This window comes from Paenibacillus doosanensis (genome assembly GCF_025060755.1).
Taxonomy (GTDB): Bacteria; Bacillota; Bacilli; order Paenibacillales; family NBRC-103111; genus Paenibacillus_S; species Paenibacillus_S doosanensis.
Window position 1 is genome coordinate 1 of record NZ_JANYUY010000069.1, and the last position, 16,422, is coordinate 16,422.

A 16,422-nucleotide genomic window follows, 5' to 3' on the forward strand; every position below is an offset into this window, starting at 1 on the left:
GCACAGAACAAACATCGGATCATCGACGATCATATGGTGAAGCGCGTCATCCAGGGAGAATTGTCATAATTCTCCCTTCCTTTTGTATCTCACGCGGACAGATTGACCGTCACCAGCAGGACAACTTACGCCGTCAACTGTCGGACATTATACGTTAGCAGTAACAATTGGGCGTCGATCCTCGAAGTTTGCTGCTGCAAAAAAAAGAGACGAAGAAAGAATGGACACAACTCGAAACCGAGCTTCGGACGCGGCGATACGGACCGGAAGTGGAACGGCTGAAGACCAAGCATCCGGATGCGGCCGCCGAGCTGGCTAAAGAATCCATCGAAATACAAGATCAACTATCGCTGCTTACCGTCTACGACGCCCGCTTGGTGCCCTCCATGAAGGAAGCGATCGAGCGGTACAAACAGGATCAAGCCCATGCCATCGATACGATCTACGAGGAAAATATCTTCTACGGGACCGTCTCCGACGAGCTTCGTCACCTATATGATTTGACCGAAGAAGACGTACGTCAGCTGCATCTTACCGATGAGATCGTTCACGCGATCGAACAAGCCCAAGGGGCTGCGAAGTCGGATTCCTCCATGAAGCAGTTTTTTGCCAACATGAAAGATCCGTCGAAGACCAAAGACATCGGAGGACAGTAAGATGATAGCCATATTCAAACGAATCCGCACCTTTCTTCTGAGCGTTCTGATCTTCGGTTCCTTGGCTCATTCTCCCGCTTGGGCCGAGACCGATTATGTCCAATTCAACAACGACTTGAACGGGATCGATATTACCAAGGCGATCAATGAAAGCAACAAGCCCTATGTGGCCGACCGCCAAAATATGACGGAGTCCGTAGATGCCCAAAGCGGTTCCTTGACGTACAAGCAGACCGATCTGGTACTCCCCGGACGGGACGGTCTGGATCTCAACATTAGCCGTATCTATCAATCGGCTCAAGCTCAAATGGGAGAAGCGGAGTCCGCCTTGATTCATAGCGACAACACGTCCTCCCCGTATTATGCGAAGCGGCTGTATTATGTATGGGCTTTTATAGGCACCTATTCGGACGGGGTTCAAGGCGTTCTACTGGATGGCCAGCTGTACAAAGAACGGGCGGAAGCCGTAAGCAAATGTGAGGCGTATGCCAGCGCGAACGCCCGGAACTATGCCTATACCCACTGCAGTATCTATATGTCGAGCGGGGCCACGACGACGATCGGAAGCAAAGACTATACGTTGCCCTACAAATACTATACCGAGTATTTAAGCTGGGTGACGCGGGCGAAGAATACCAACGATCTGCGTTCACGCTACGACCTGGGTGCCGGCTGGTCCTTCGGTTTTCCTTACGTACAAGTTATCGATCTCGAACACGGATCGACCCAGGATCATTACACCCATTATCATGACGGCAATGGTGCCAGCTTTCGCTACACCGGAAGCCCGGGCAGCGGATTGGAAGGCTATGACGATAAAGATGTGAAGTTTGGCACTGATACTACGTATTCCAACGGGCAGAACTCATCTCAATTTGCTTTTACCGCATCAGATCAGCGAAAATCCTTCTTTGCCACGGACGGACGATTGCTCGGGATTAAGGACCGGTTTGGCAATGAGATCAAATTCACCTATATCACCAGGCAGATTAATGGAACAGATTACCCGTTTATCGATGAAATTATCGACTCCATCGGCCGCAAGGTAAAGTTTACGTATGACAATGCGATCAACAGCTCACCGTTTAATGGGGATAATATCACGCTGAAGGTGACCCAACCGGACTCATCGAAACAAATCGTCATTACATATACCAAGATGCGGGATCAGGTCGACGGCAGGAATGAGCCCTATTTATGGAAAGTCACCTATGCCCAAGGCACAGCGGAACAAACCGAGACCATTTATGAGTACCAAAAAAGTCCGCAAAAATTTGCCTACAACATGTTCGGACCGAGCGCCACGCTATATTCCCAGCTGCTGCAAAAAGTGATCTATCCGCACAGCGTATCGTTTTATGAGTATGCCAGCACGAGCAGAAAATTAGGAACCGGCAGCTTCGATGCCTTCCGAGTGACCCATCGCTACGATCAAGATCGGACCAGCTCGAATAACAACCCTTCCTTGACGGCGAGCGTGAACCTGGCTTACCAAAAGCCCGTTACTACCTCTTCCGCACACATCGAATATTATGATGAGGGTTGGGAACGGTTTGAGGGATCGCGGGCGGTAGACGGATACGATATGAACGAGTATTACTGGGAGCCGGAATATAATGATACGAACATCTCGATAACAGTGGATCTGGGTTCAGTGCAACCCTTCAACGAAGTAGAGATGCAATGGGCCCCTAATAATTATGGCGTACATTATACAATTTCCACATCTAACGATAATAATAACCCATGGACGACTCTAGCCCAGACCCAGCACGGGTCGCCGGACATCGAAACGAGCAGCGGATTCCAAGCGACGGGGCGCTATGTGAAGCTGCAGATCACCAAATCGGATACGTTATACAGCTCCGGTCCTCGTCTGTATGAATTGAAAGTATATAACCGAACGCAGAAAAACAACAAAAGCTATGGCTATTATTTGGATTACGCCAACGGGAGCAGCAATTATAAAACGTCGGTAACCGATCAAACCGGGGTTACGCAAACCTTTGTATACGCCGCGAATCAATCGCTAATGAAGACCCAAACCCGCAATGCGAAGGGCGAAGAGAAAGAGGTTGCCTACGCGGAGTACAGTAAAGATTTCAAAACAAAACCGACCCGGCTTCAAATCACCGAATACGGCAAAGAGCAATTTCAATATAATACGCTGTATGTGAACAACACCTATAACACTTGGGGCGGGCTGAGCAGTACCACCAAGCCGATGACCAGTACCGAATTGGCCAATGAGGCCACAAAAAAAGCGTACACCACGACCTATACGTACGACAGCACGTATTATTTCCCAACCCAGACGGAGCATCAGCAAACTGACCAAATCAAGGTAACCGAACGGTCCGAATACTACGCTTCCAATCAAGGGGGCAAAGCGGGCCGGCTCAAGCAAACGACCAATGCGATGGGAGATATCGTCACCTATGATTACGAGCTCAACGGCGAAGGCAAGGTGACCAAAGCCATCGTCACGCAAAGCCTGGAGAACGGGAAAACCGCCCGGACCGAGACGGAGTACAGCAATACGTACAAAAACGCCTTCCCGACCGTCGTTCGCACCTATTATACCAATGAGAATAACCAGTGGGTCAGCACCAAAACCACCCAAGAATACGATCTGTTAACGGGCAACGTCACCGCGATGACCGATGACAGCGGCAGAAAGACCAGCTATGAATACGACGCCTTGGGACGCACCGTTTCCGTTCACATGCCGCCGTATACCGGGAATAACAATACGCAGTATGAGGCGGAAACCAAAACGACCTACACGCCGAACCAAACGTCCTCTCTCTTTGACGGTACTAACACGGGACGAAAGACGATGAAAATCTCGACGTTGACGAAAGTGGCGTATAAGGAAAATAATCAGCCGATCGCCAAAGAATATAACCAGACAGAAAATTATTATGACGGCTTCGGCAATCTGCTGCTGCAAACAGCATGGAATTCAGCGGCGAACGCTTGGATTGCGATGCAGCAAAACCATTTTGATGCCGTCGGCAGACCTGTATACACCGTCGGTGCTTCAGCAGATGCCAGCACCATCGAATACGAGCCCTGGGGCCGCGTGACAAAAGTCGTGGATCCATTCGGGGTAGCCTACGTATCGGAATATGACCTGCTTGGGCGGAAACAGACGAGCTATAGGCAGAGCGGATCTGCTACCGAGAACTACACCGTACAGCAGGTGGATACCTGGGGCCGGGTGACCAAGACGTCGGTTTATCCGAATTATCCGGAGTGGACCGCGGAAATAGCCAGCTCCTTCGCCTATGACTGGGACGGCAACACGGTGAGCCAAACCGATCCGAAAGGGTACACGACGACGTATGCTTACGATAAAATGAACCGTCTCGCCAAAATCGTCGATCCGCTGAATCAGACAAGCGAATACCAGTACTCCAAACTAGGGGCGCTCCTGCAAATGAAGCAAGGCGACAGCAGCACCTCCTATACGACGACGAAAGCCTATGATGAACGCGGATTGTCCATCCGTCATACGAATGCAGGAAATGAGACGGAAACCAGCGGATATAACAACTTGGGGCTGCTGCAATCGCATAAGGATCCCAGCGGGAACGTATTTAGCTATGCGTATGACCAGTGGAACCGCCAGACCGCAAGGCAGACCGGGAGTCAGAAGTATACCAGCACCTACAACGAAGTCCCCTACGGACCGTTGAAGGTGGCCGAATGGGCGGGAGCGACCGAGGCGCGAACGACGACCTACCAGTACGGGGGGTTAGGACAAGTCGCCGAAATCGCCAACAGCTACGATGGAATCACGCAGAGCCAACGGTATACGTACGATTCGCAAGGAAAGCTGATCAAGCTGAAGGACCCGGGCGATTTCACGACGCAGTACCAATATGAAAAAACGCGGTTGTCCAAAGTGCAGGTGAACGGCAGTGCTAGCGATCCGTTTTCCACCAATGTCAATCAATATGCACAATACAGCTACGATGCCATGGGCAGGCTGCAGAGCATCGTGTATCCCGGCGGACAGGTCAAAGCCGCGTATACGTACGATAAGCTCGGACGCGTCACCAAAGTCACCAACACCAAAAGCGGTGCGACCCTCTCCCAGTACGAATACAGCTACGACAAAAACGGAAATGTGGAGAGCGTCACCGATGCAACCGGGACAACCCGGTATGAGTACGATGGACTTAACCGGTTAAAGCGGACCGTTCATCCGAATAATGCAGTGGATACGTATGAGTATGATGTGCGAGGCAATCGGAAACGGCTGGAGAGCGGCACGGGCGTAGCGGTCTTTACCGATGCCAGCTATAGCTATGACAAATTCGACCAGTTGGTTTCGGCCAACCAAGGCGGCAGCGCCAGCTTCCAGTATGATGCCAATGGCCTGCGGCTGAAGAAAGACAACGGTCAGGCAGCGACCCGGTATGTGTATAATGCAAGCGGACAAGTAATCGCCGAAGCGAACGCCTCGAACCAAGTAACGGCGAGCTACGTCTGGGGAGACCGGCTGCTGGTGAAGCAGGAGAAGGGATCAAGCGGACTCACCCCCTATTACTATTTGTATAACGGTCATGGGGACGTCGTTCAAATCGTCGACGCGGCGGGGAATGTGAAAAATGCCTACCAGTATGACGAGTGGGGCAATATCGATGCATCCAAAAGTAAAGAAGAGATCCAGAATACGTTTAAATACGCCGGAGAACAGCTCGATGCCGAAACAGGACTTTACTATTTGCGGGCCCGGTATTATGATCCAAGTGTAGGGCGGTTTATTAATAAGGATACGTATGAAGGGGATATTACGAATCCGTTGAGTTTGAATTTGTATACGTATGTGCATAATAATCCCTTGACGAATGTGGACCCGACTGGCCATTGGTGTATTTCGGCAGATGGAAATAACGTACATGATAAAGGGTGTAGTAGTAGTAGTTCAACCGAAAGCTATGATATCGACCATGATGGCGAAGCAATGTATGAGGATGGTGTTTTTAAAGGATATTATCACTTCGAATTCACTGAAAAGGGGGTTCGGGAGGATTATGCAACCGAAGTAGGAGCTGTCGGTGTAATTGCTTCATGCATTGTTTCTTGTCCTACGCTCGTATCAGCAGCAGCGGGTGGAGCGGATGTTGCAACTATGGGAACAACCACTGGTTCCGTAGTAGGTGGAGCTGCTGTAGCTGCAAAATCAGGAAGCTCGTGGGGGACAGTAAAAAGCTGGTTTTCAAAATCTGAAGAGGTAGTCGAAGCTAGAGGCGTTCCTTTTAATTCAAATGCTAGAACAGGGGAAATACAAATGAACGTGAACCCCAATACAATTACACCTAGTAGGGATTTAAACGAGTTAAGCAAATTACCTGATTATAAAAGGCGTTCGCAAAATGCACTGGAGTATTTTGATAATCCTATAATAGTTAGCAGGCAGGGAGTAATAATTGACGGACACCACAGACTTCAAATTGCTCTTAAAAATAATTGGCCAGTTAACGTAATAATTAAATGATATGAGGGTGGTTAATATAAACAATGCAGAATGTGTTCAGTTTATGTATATACTTTCAAATATATTTATTATTACAAGATTTAAACTTAGAGAAGTTGACTTTTTACCAATTTATAGTCACATAGATATGTATTTAAATGAATCTTTAGGAGAAGGACTTGATCATCTTAAGAAAAGTCTAGTTAATGCTACGAAAGATGAAGAAGTGAGTGAATATATAAAAAATGAATTTGAGGCGGTAAAAGGATTATCTCATTTGTCGGAAAATTATGATGAAGTAGTGAAATATCAACCGATAGTGAAGAAAATGATTGAAGAGCTACTACAATTATTGAGGGAAAAGAAAATTGACACAGTCTTTTGTTTTGTGGATTTATTCCATAATTTCCCTAAAAATATTGTGATGTCCACACAATGGAATCCAGATCAATTTTGGAAGCATGATGTCAGAATATACAGAAAGGAATCAAAAAGAACCTCGTTTTTGGTTGAATATCAGAAAGATTTTATACCAGCACATCGATATAAACTATTTTTTTGGAAAAAAAAATAGTCTTCTATATAAGTTGAACCAATGATGCTCATCTACATTCGTATGCATAGGCGATCAATGATCTTCAATGGCTCTTTCATAATTCGATCCATGAAAGCTTGGACATTGATTCGGATTTCAGCTGTTGTATGGTAAAAGACGTTGTTGTTGACATCTGCTTTCAGCCATTTCCAAAGCCCTTCAACAAGATTGAGTTCTGGACTATAAGGCGGTAGGAACACCAGTTCAAGACGATTCTTGTTTTCTTGAAGGAAACCTGAAAGTAACTTCGCGTGATGAATTCGAGCATTGTCCAATACCATTACGATCTTCCCGGTTGAATAGGCAGCTAAAACTAGTTCGAGAAACGCCAAGAAGGATTCCGCGTTGTACTGCTCGTCTTCTTTCCAGACGATTTTGCCTTCTGCGTAATCCAGTGTCGCCAGTAGTTTGACGCCGCGATGCTTGCCAGTTGTCTTGATAATTCGTTGCTTTCCTTTGGCAAACCATGTTTTCTGAAGTGCTTGGTAGTCGCGAATCATACTCTCATCTTCAAACAATAAATGATCAATTTCGCCGTTCTCGTAATTTTTTTAACCTTGGGAAGGTAGTTTCGACAAACAATCTTTGCTTTTCTTCGTCAGCCGCCGCCAAGGTGTAGGTAGGTTTCGTGTAGCTTAAATCCATGCGATGCATCAGTTTGGAGACGCCTCGGATCGAGTAACTCTTTCTAAATTCGCGACTGATGTAGTCTCCAATGAGTTGAAGTGTCCACTTAAACTTTGCTGTAAAGCCGACATCATGCGGAACATGATCACAGATGGTTTTCTTCAGTTGCTGTTGTTGCTCTTTACTTAATTGTTCTGGAGGACCAGGAGAAAATTTCATCTGTAATCCATCCAGACCTTGCTAACAATACTGACGCAAATACGTATCGACCGTACTTTCCTTTCTGCCTATGCTTATGGCCATCGCGGCATTGTCGTGGCCGAGAAGATGGAGACGAACGGTTTGGTAGCGCTCGAACATTCTTCTGCTTTTCTCATGCTTAAGCCTTTGTTCCACGTCTTGCAATTGCTCGTCAACAGTTTTCATTTTCATCACCCCTCCAGTAGAATGGTCTCTACTATTCGACGGGAACAGCCAGAAATTCCTTCCAAGTGACTTTAGTTCAACTTATATAGACCACAATGCGACTAACCCTCGCGTTGTGGTTGTTTATGTTCGCCACGCCATTACAACACGGAAAATCGCTCAATCAGTGTACGCGGCGTAATCTTCCTCTATCTTATCAATTCAGACGAACAGATTTTGTCCGCTGCCCGATTCATAGCTTAGACATTCGCTTTTGATTGGAAGAAAAGTGGAAGAAGTACAGATGCTTCTGAAAGCGGTGCAAATGAAGCAGGCTGGATGATATAATTGGTGGTAACTGGAATTACTGGTTGCCGCTTTTTTTATTTGAGCGCTTTAATAGAGAGGATACGTATGAAGGGGATATTACGAATCCGTTGAGTTTGAATTTGTATACGTATGTGAGTAATAATCCATTGCGGTATAATGACCCAACGGGTCATATGCAAGATGGTGATGAGAATTACAATTCGTTTGTTTACGTTCAATTAAAATTCATTACCAGTGCTTGGGAAGCAGCGGCAGGTGATTCGGCAATGCAAGCACAAATTCATGCTACTGCGAATTATTTACGAAGTGTCGCCAGCACTGGTGCAAACTATGCTATTCTAAGTCATGGATACGTTCTTACCTGTAGACCAAGGCACTGATCCGTGGGGCAATACGTATCTAGGAAATGGAGTCGATAGACAATTTGGTGCAAATGACCTTAATGTTAAAACATTGCAGTATGGTGTTGTAAATTTGGATTACAATTCTGTAGTTGGATTCAATTATGTTACGTTAAGAGAACGAACTCATAGTGTACTTCCTATTTTTGATAAAAATGCATCAACACGTGATAGTAATGGCGGCATGTATTTTACATCGAATCTCAATACAAGTGGTAATAGCAATTTTACGATGATTAATGCGGTCACATCAGCTAGTAATGAACTTTCATTAGGTGCACCTTCACTAGATTATTCGGCAAGTATGAAAATAACAAATAAAAGCAATATTTCAGTTTCAGTTACAACTGATAAGTTTCCATCATATGAGGGGTATGCTAGCATAAACGGCGGGAGTTTCAACACGCTATATCCACTCGGGGCTATACCTGCTCCAGGAAATCCTTGAACTTACACAAATAACATCACTTATCAAAAATAGAAATAGCCAAGCCAGTATTTTATTGAAAAGCTAGGTAGGCTACTAGCCTTTCAGATTTTCCAAAGTTAGGATGTGAACATTGGATTGTTTCTGAAAAAAGGAATCGTATTTATAATTTTTGGCATAATTTTAATCATTGTTTCAGTTCGTCCGTTGTTTTTAATTATTCAAGAAATGGTTTTAGATCATTACATAAATTCAAGATATGAACTTGAAGAAGTAATTGACATAAGAAATATGCGTAATCAAATAGCAACGCAAACTTCCTATGATCTTGCTTCTCCCATAAAGTGGAGAGGAAACTCTATTGAAGTATTAACGAGGGATACTGGCGTTGATGCTCCTAAAAGTGCATATGATAAACAAACCAAACACATCATGCGAGTCACAATTAAAGTTAATGGAACAGAAGCATCCTTTCCAACAGAAGCTTGGTTGCCACAGAATATACAAAAAGATAGCGATTATTTGTCTTGGCTCAATATATTGATAATTAAAGACCATAAAAGTGATACTGAACAAATGGCAATTGTTCAAAATTTAGTAGATAATCAAAAAGTGAGGAACGTTTCATCTCAAAAATGGAGGATATTATATGTGAACGAAGATAAGAGCGTTTCTGAAGAGGTGTTTACCTATTCAGAGAGAGGGGACCATTTACTAGGAGTAAAATTGATTCTAACTTCCTCGGAGTCAGTATCCTGGATAGGATATAAATCTGACATTGCTTATACACTTCCTTCAATATTTTTTCCATTATTTTATCCGACAGGTTCTTTTATTCTTGGTCTTGTTTTTGTAATAATAGGATTCGTACGCTATAAAAGTAAGTAGCAAGTTTAACCACAGGTAGCCAACAAAGCCTGTGGTTTTATTTATCCCATTTGTTAAATATAAAAGACCGCTCAACATGTTTGCGCGGCGGTTACCTAATATGCCAATGCTCTTGGCTATGCTAGACGCATTAATATATGGCTCTATGGCTTCCAAATTGCTTTGAAGCATCTTATGATTGGATAGTGTAAGCAGGCTAGGAGTGGAGCTAGAAGCTGTCTGCAAGGGGGGCGTAATTTATATCAAAATCCTAAATTTCTTGACCATTGGCAGCAACAACAGATACAGCGCGACAGGCTTATGAAATTGAAATTTTAATCAGTAGGAAAAGCAGGAGTAGGCTAAGGAATTGTTTGCTATTGTAATACTGTATGTATACTTGAACATCAGTAGACGCTTCTTGTGCGGTTTTGCGCCGCTCTGTACTTGAACCAAATCCAAGACAACAGGAGATGCCCAGAAATGCGCCACAAGCCATGTAGCGATGCCTCCGCCCTATTAAGTTACAAGATTGAGATGAAGGTCTGATATGACGATACAGGCTACAATCATGCAGAAAGCCATAACAGATAAAACTTCTGTGATGGCTTTTGTTTTTGCTGAAGGAATTATTCGGCGCTAATAACATACAGACAAAATCCGAAAATATGATTGACAGACAAAATCTGTATGAGTTAATTTCAAGATGATGAAGAACAAGACGGAATATGTTTTGATTGTCCCGAAAAGGGAAGTAGCTGTATAATATTGGTTAAACGGGCGATGTAGTGAGTAACTGCATCGCCTTTTATTATCTTTGGAAACAGCTTTATATTCCAGGATACGTATGAAGGGGATATAACGAATCCGCTGAGTTTGAATCTTTATACGTATGTTCAAAATAACCCACTCATCTTTACTGACCCAACTGGAAATAGACCTCAATATTATAAGATTGGTGATTATTACCGATATGTTTCATCAAATAGCAGACCTGTTGATTAACCACTAAATGGTAGAAAAAGAGCCGTCAACCCGGTAAAATGTTTGTACCCCTACAAACAGACCGGAAGGTGACGACTCCATGAAAAAGTCTAACATGATTCTCCCGATTCTTCAAACTGTCCTTACACCCGAAGAAGTCGAATCCATCGTTAAAGCGATTGGTTATGTGGATAAGGCGCGAAAATTCACCGTTTATCAGTTGCTTCACTATTGGGTTGCCGCAGCCAGTGAAGAATGGTCCGGGTATCGTTTCGGCGCAGATCATGCTGCTTGTAACGGTCTGTCTCAAGTTCACTATTCGTGTTTTTCCGGAAAAGCAGCTGATGTGCCGTTTGCTGTATTTAAAGAGCTATTTCACCTGCTTGTCCGCAAATGTAATCGCGAAACTCGGCGAAAGCTGGCCTTTCCAAAAGAATTGCTCCTCATTGACTCTACGACGATGACGGTTGGGAAAACTCGCTTGCCCTGGGCCCCCTACCACGGAGAGCGGGCTGCGGTTAAACTGCATGTTGCATTGCGGGCGCAGAACGGACAACCGCTTGGCGTTACGGAAACGATAGGCGCAAGGCACGATGGCCCTGTATGCGAATCCTTGGAAAACCCCGACTTTATTATGGTCATGGACCAGGCTTACGGCAAACTGGAGCGCCTGGACCGCTATAAACAAGATGGACAATCCTTTGTCATCCGGCTTCGTGACCATGTTCATTTTGAAAAACCCTATGCACTTCGGCGTCAAGTCACTACAGATTCTCCGGTCATTCGGGATATCACTTGCCAGTTGGGAACCCCTCAGTGTCGTTCTAAGCATCGTCACCGTGTTGTCATCTTTCGTGATTTTGAGGGTAGAGAAATTCGCGTCGTGACCGATTTGCTGGGCATTACAACTGAACAAATCGCCCTGATCTATAAAGCTCGTTGGCAAATAGAGGTGTTTTTTCGTTGGATCAAGCAACATCTAAACATTCCAACGTTATTTGGTACGACCGAAAACGCCGTCTATGGCCAATTGTTCTCTGCGCTGATCGTCTTTGTGCTGCTCAAATGGCTATTTGATGGGACAAAACAAGGATTCCCTCGTCATGCTAATCTTTCGTTTGTTCGATTTGCTCGCCTGCTTCTTCTGGATCGACTACCCGTAGAAGGGATGATTCGCTTACATCGTCTCATTGTGGATTACGGATCGATCTTAGTTACATATTCTGGTTAATCAACAGGCCTGGTATTATATTCTTCTAAACATATACAGTACACTTAATAATATCAAATGATTGTTCTTGTATTTGTAAAATATTGGTACAAACAAAATTTATGTTAGAGGAGCGATTTAGTTTTTGAAGGGGGATGGGAATGAACTTCTACACAATAGAATCCAACTGTCCTAATGACAATAGCGATGAAATACTAGGTATTGTGCGATTGCTTACTTATCATCAGCAAAATATCGTTTGGTTGTTAAGTGATCTGGATATTGTTCCAAAGTATTTCGGAGATTATCATCCGACAGGAAAGAAAGAGCCACGCCAGTTAGTTTATAACTTTACGTCTAAAATTCAGAAAGAAGGATTCATTGCAGCGTCATTTACGGAATTACAAGATTTGCTTGTCGAAACAGCTTCAATCCGGAGAGGAGTATTCCTTTGCGTACCCGATTCTACAGTTCTCGGTGATTTTTATGCTCATGTAGAACCCCAAAATATCGATGCATTCCAACATGAATGTGCATTTCACGAAGTAAGGGTATTGGATGATTTGATCTATATTTTCAGTAAGTATGATTTGGATATGAATGGTGTATTCGAACAGGACGAAACTAGTTAAAATAAAAAGCAGGGGAAATAGATGTTTAGTAACATTGACTTTAATGGCGGTATAGTTGTCGTAAATGACCTTGATTTTGACCCGACTAGATCGTATGAAGAGCAGATATGGTCGTTTAAGCAAGATATTCTTCAAGTTCGTTATCCGAATGGTTACATACTAGATGTCGGCTGGTACCCAGAGTTTTGTCTTGATGAGGGGAGTTTCAAAATAATTATAGTACAAGAATATGAGTGGTTGAATCCTATCTATGAAAAACAAACAAAAAATCTCCATTCATTGTATAACTGTATTCTCGAAGGTATAAATATTATAGCGGGTTTAAAATAACGTATTACCATTACCACAATGCGACTAACCTCGTGTTGTGTTTTTTTTACTTCGATTCCAATCAATCATCCAATCATATCAGTTACTTATCATCTTTAATTCATTGGTTTTATTTCAATTATATGGAATAATGTCATAAAGTCTAATGCAAAAAGGAGATGAGACACTGTGGGGTCAAGAATCATGCATCTGATCATCGCTAATAAAATAGCAGACTATTTGTCGATAGCAGATAAACCGTTATTTTTGCTCGGAGGGATTGCTCCCGACGCGGTCTCGCCCAAGGAGCTGTCTCATTTCTTTCGAGGCGAGCTGCGGGACTATTCCAGAAGCATCGACTATGCAGGATTTCTGGAGCAATACGGCCGGCAGAAAAAGGACTTGTATATTCTCGGCTATTATACACATTTAATCGCTGATGATTTATGGCTGAGAGGATTTAATCTTCCGTGGTTGAAGAACAGAATGGAGGCGAATCCGGACTTATATGGTTTGTATCATAACGATTTTCGATTGCTGAATGGAAAACTGCTGGAATACTACGGCTGTACGGATGAACTGAGAACCATGTTAGGAAATCTTCCTGCCGTCCCGGATTTGCAAGAGGTGAAGGCTGCGGATGTGGCGCAATTAATTCCTTATGTATTGGGCGATATGGAGTACGATAAGGAAGCCATTCATGAAAACCTGAATGTTTTTACATGGGATCAAATCATCGGCTATATCGAGACATCCGTAGATAAAGGACTATTATATGTAAAACCGAACCTGCCATAGCGAATGTGAAAAAGGAGTGTTTAAGCGATGCCATCCCCATACGATTGCATAACCGATTTTATTTTCGTCGAGACGGGGTTGGCCCCGGCCGATGTGATTGTAGTTCCCGGAGGAAGCTATCCCCAATCGATGGAAAAAGCCGCGGCCTTGTGTAGGCAGGGTTTAGCGCAGTATATTTTGCCTTCGGGTGGAGCGAACCCGCGTTTGGAAACGACGGAATGGGAGTTTCTGCGGGATGTCGGCATGGCGCACGGGGTGCCGGAAGCGGCTATTCTAAAAGAGGATCGGGCGCAGAATACGTTTCAGAATGCGCGTTATTCGCTGGAGGTGCTGCGGCAAGCGGGAATCCGCCACGGAAAAGTGATTATGGTCTGCAAGTCATGGCACTCCCGGCGGGCGCTGTTAACTTACCAAACGGCGTTTCCGCAAGAAACGGAGTTTTTTATCGCGCCTGTCAGAGACTCCTTGGGAATCGGCAGGGACAACTGGTTTCTGTCTGAGGAAGGGATACGCCGCACCCTGAAGGAAGTGGAGAAGATCGGCGCCTACTTTGGACGTAAAATCCAGAACTGGGCGAGCTCGCATAGGGATGAAGTTTAGCGAAAAGATCGGTGCTTATCCGCAGCTCCATCCATCCGGCAAGCGGCTTGCGTGCAAAATCCCATACGGGAGGCAGCTTGCTGCCGCGCTTCAAGAACAGTTATTGTTCACGTTAAACATGATATAATACGGGAAAAGCCATCTAGGGGAGGATACCGAATGGGGACCATGTTTCAACGGAATGCGGACGTTCCGCGTTCTTTAACCGTCGCTTTCTTAGGGGACAGTATCACCGATAACGGGCGGTATATCGCCTTGATGCACGCCTATTTCTCCGAGCATATTCCGGACTGGGATATGCGGTTAATCAATCTTGGCGTCAGCAGCGAGACGGCTTCGGGTCTGAGCGAACCGGATCATCCGTTTCCGCGGCCTTGCGTGCATGAGCGGCTCGAAGCGGCGCTTCAGGCAAGCCGGCCTGATTGGGTCGTCGTATGCTACGGGATGAACGACGGCATCTATCATCCGTTCTCGGAGGAACGGTTTGCCGCTTACAAGGACGGGATGAGCCGGTTGATCGCGCAAATTCGCGGAAGCGGGGCGCAGGCGATTGTGATGACGCCGCCTCCGTTCGATGTCCGGTCCGTACGGGGCGAAGTTGTAAGCGGTTCATCGGATGAGGGGGAGATGCCGCAACACCTGCCGTCGTACAGCTGGAAGCAGCCGTACGCTTCCTACGACGACGTGCTGAAGCGGTATGCCGAATGGTGCTTGTCGCTGGGGGAGGAGGCCGATGCGGTCGTGAACATCCGCGATCCGCTGCTCCGGGATATGAAGAAGATGAGGGAGCAAGATCCGGAGTATTCGTCCGGCGACGGCATTCATCCGAACCCGCGCGGTCATTGGGTGATCGTGAAGACGCTGCTCGGCAGAATGTTCAACATTACGCTGGAACGCATGCCGGAGCATGCGCTGCTTGCGGATGCTGAGCTGCCCGAATGGTTCGCGCTCACGTTGCGGCGGCATCGTCTGCTGGGGGCGGCCTGGAAGGAGCATGTCGGTCATACGAATCCGAATAAGGCCGCCGACGCTCTGCCGCTGGCCGAGGCGATGAAGCAGGGCGAGGAGCTGCAGCGGCGGATCGTGGCGCTGGCTGCGGAGTACCATCGCATGACCGATACGAAGGTGTCGGAGTGGAACGGTTACCCGCGGACCGATTTCACGGTCCATGGGCGGGAAGCGATTGTGATCGCTCCGCATGTTCCGGCCGCCGGCCGCCCGTGGATCTGGCGGACGGAGTTTTTCGGCGCCTTCGATTACGCCGACAGGGCGCTGCTCGCGCAGGGCTGGCATATCGCATACTGCCGCCTCAGCCATATGTACGGCTGTCCGGGAGCCGTCGAGCGGATGGAGCGCTTCCGCGAGCAGGTGCGGGAGCGGTTCGCGCTGGCGCCGCAGGCGGCGCTGTTCGGGTTCAGCCGCGGCGGGCTGTACGCGGTCCATTATGCCGCCGCGCATCCCGAGCGGGTGCTGGCGCTCTATCTGGACGCGCCGGTGCTGGACATCCGCAGCTGGCCCGGCGGATTGGGCCAAGGCCCCGGCTCGGCGGCCGAATGGGAGGATTGCCTGGCCGTCTACGGCCTGACGGAGCAAACCGCTCCGCAGTTTGACGGCAATCCGCTGGATCGCCTCCGGCCGATAGCGGAAGCGGGCATCCCGATTTTGCTCATCTCGGGCGACCAAGACGTCGAAGTGCCGCTGGAAGAGAACGCGGCGCTGATGGCGTACAGGATGTTGGAGCTCGGAGGCAAGACGACGCTGATCGTCAAGCCCGGCGGAGGGCATCATCCGCACAGCCTGGAGCAGCCGCAGCCGATCGTCGATTTTATAACCGAGGCTTGGAACGGGCGGGCGTAAGGGATATGCCGGGCGAGAACGCTCTGCAAGTATGGGCTCATAAAGCGGAAGCGGCCGGGAGCCGTCAAGATGGAGCTGGAACGGCCGCAGCGGCGGCCTTAATGCAAGAATGTGCTCCGCTTCATAGGTTCCAATCGTAACATCCGGCTCCAAGGCCGGCTTCAAAAACGGCCGTATCCAATGAAAAAGGCAGAACGTATAACGAGTTAATCTCGTTAACGTTCTGCCTTTTTCTC

11 protein-coding genes and 1 pseudogene are annotated in these 16,422 nt (G+C 46.6%); 11 read left to right on the top strand and 1 reads right to left on the bottom strand.

Annotated elements, in window-relative coordinates:
- Positions 1-188 precede the first annotated feature (188 nt).
- From N0M98_RS30135 to N0M98_RS30145, 3 genes are read left to right on the top strand one after another with little or no spacing between them, the layout of a single operon-like run.
- A complete protein-coding gene (locus tag N0M98_RS30135; RefSeq protein WP_259620087.1) occupies positions 189-656 on the top strand; it encodes a hypothetical protein in 468 nt (155 codons plus the stop codon).
- Position 657: 1 nt separating this feature from the next.
- Positions 658-6,165, top strand: a complete 5,508-nt coding sequence (locus N0M98_RS30140; protein ID WP_259620088.1) for an RHS repeat-associated core domain-containing protein — start codon at positions 658-660, stop codon at positions 6,163-6,165.
- 7 nt (positions 6,166-6,172) lie between these two features.
- Positions 6,173-6,718, top strand: a complete 546-nt coding sequence (locus tag N0M98_RS30145; protein WP_259620089.1) for a hypothetical protein — start codon at positions 6,173-6,175, stop codon at positions 6,716-6,718.
- A 32-nt stretch (positions 6,719-6,750) separates the two neighbouring features.
- On the opposite strand, the pseudogene N0M98_RS30150 reads toward N0M98_RS30145, so the two are convergent.
- A pseudogene (locus N0M98_RS30150) lies at positions 6,751-7,792 on the bottom strand (IS630 family transposase).
- Between the two features lie 654 nt (positions 7,793-8,446).
- On the opposite strand from N0M98_RS30150, the gene N0M98_RS30155 reads away from it, so the two are divergent.
- The 8 genes from N0M98_RS30155 (at position 8,447) to N0M98_RS30190 (ending at position 16,186) form a co-directional block, all read left to right on the top strand.
- The gene (locus N0M98_RS30155) at positions 8,447-8,950 is read left to right on the top strand and encodes a DUF3238 domain-containing protein (RefSeq protein WP_259620090.1); all 504 of its coding nucleotides are present in this window, start codon (positions 8,447-8,449) and stop codon (positions 8,948-8,950) included.
- A 117-nt stretch (positions 8,951-9,067) separates the two neighbouring features.
- Positions 9,068-9,817 (top strand): hypothetical protein, encoded by a 750-nt coding sequence (locus N0M98_RS30160; protein WP_259620091.1) that lies wholly within the window; start codon positions 9,068-9,070, stop codon positions 9,815-9,817.
- 1,063 nt (positions 9,818-10,880) lie between these two features.
- On the top strand, positions 10,881-12,011 hold the full coding sequence (locus N0M98_RS30165; RefSeq protein ID WP_259620092.1) for an IS4 family transposase: 1,131 nt from the start codon (positions 10,881-10,883) through the stop codon (positions 12,009-12,011).
- A gap of 140 nt (positions 12,012-12,151) precedes the next feature.
- Complete coding sequence (locus N0M98_RS30170; RefSeq protein ID WP_259620093.1) at positions 12,152-12,622, top strand: hypothetical protein; 471 nt, start codon at positions 12,152-12,154, stop codon at positions 12,620-12,622.
- Positions 12,623-12,643: 21 nt separating this feature from the next.
- Positions 12,644-12,952, top strand: coding sequence for a hypothetical protein (locus N0M98_RS30175; RefSeq protein WP_259620094.1), 309 nt, complete (start codon positions 12,644-12,646; stop codon positions 12,950-12,952).
- Positions 12,953-13,120: 168 nt separating this feature from the next.
- Positions 13,121-13,729 (top strand): zinc dependent phospholipase C family protein, encoded by a 609-nt coding sequence (locus N0M98_RS30180; protein WP_259620095.1) that lies wholly within the window; start codon positions 13,121-13,123, stop codon positions 13,727-13,729.
- A gap of 27 nt (positions 13,730-13,756) precedes the next feature.
- A complete protein-coding gene (locus N0M98_RS30185; protein WP_259620096.1) occupies positions 13,757-14,329 on the top strand; it encodes a YdcF family protein in 573 nt (190 codons plus the stop codon).
- Positions 14,330-14,488: 159 nt separating this feature from the next.
- Positions 14,489-16,186, top strand: coding sequence for an alpha/beta fold hydrolase (locus N0M98_RS30190; protein ID WP_259620097.1), 1,698 nt, complete (start codon positions 14,489-14,491; stop codon positions 16,184-16,186).
- Positions 16,187-16,422: the final 236 nt, after the last annotated feature.

Coding starts and splice junctions, on each gene's coding strand:
- N0M98_RS30140 (WP_259620088.1), top strand. CDS start 658: ATGATAGCCATATTCAAACGAATCCGCACCTTTCTTCTGAGCGTTCTG.
- N0M98_RS30155 (WP_259620090.1), top strand. CDS start 8,447: ATGGATACGTTCTTACCTGTAGACCAAGGCACTGATCCGTGGGGCAAT.
- N0M98_RS30165 (WP_259620092.1), top strand. CDS start 10,881: ATGAAAAAGTCTAACATGATTCTCCCGATTCTTCAAACTGTCCTTACA.
- N0M98_RS30170 (WP_259620093.1), top strand. CDS start 12,152: ATGAACTTCTACACAATAGAATCCAACTGTCCTAATGACAATAGCGAT.
- N0M98_RS30175 (WP_259620094.1), top strand. CDS start 12,644: ATGTTTAGTAACATTGACTTTAATGGCGGTATAGTTGTCGTAAATGAC.
- N0M98_RS30185 (WP_259620096.1), top strand. CDS start 13,757: ATGCCATCCCCATACGATTGCATAACCGATTTTATTTTCGTCGAGACG.
- N0M98_RS30190 (WP_259620097.1), top strand. CDS start 14,489: ATGGGGACCATGTTTCAACGGAATGCGGACGTTCCGCGTTCTTTAACC.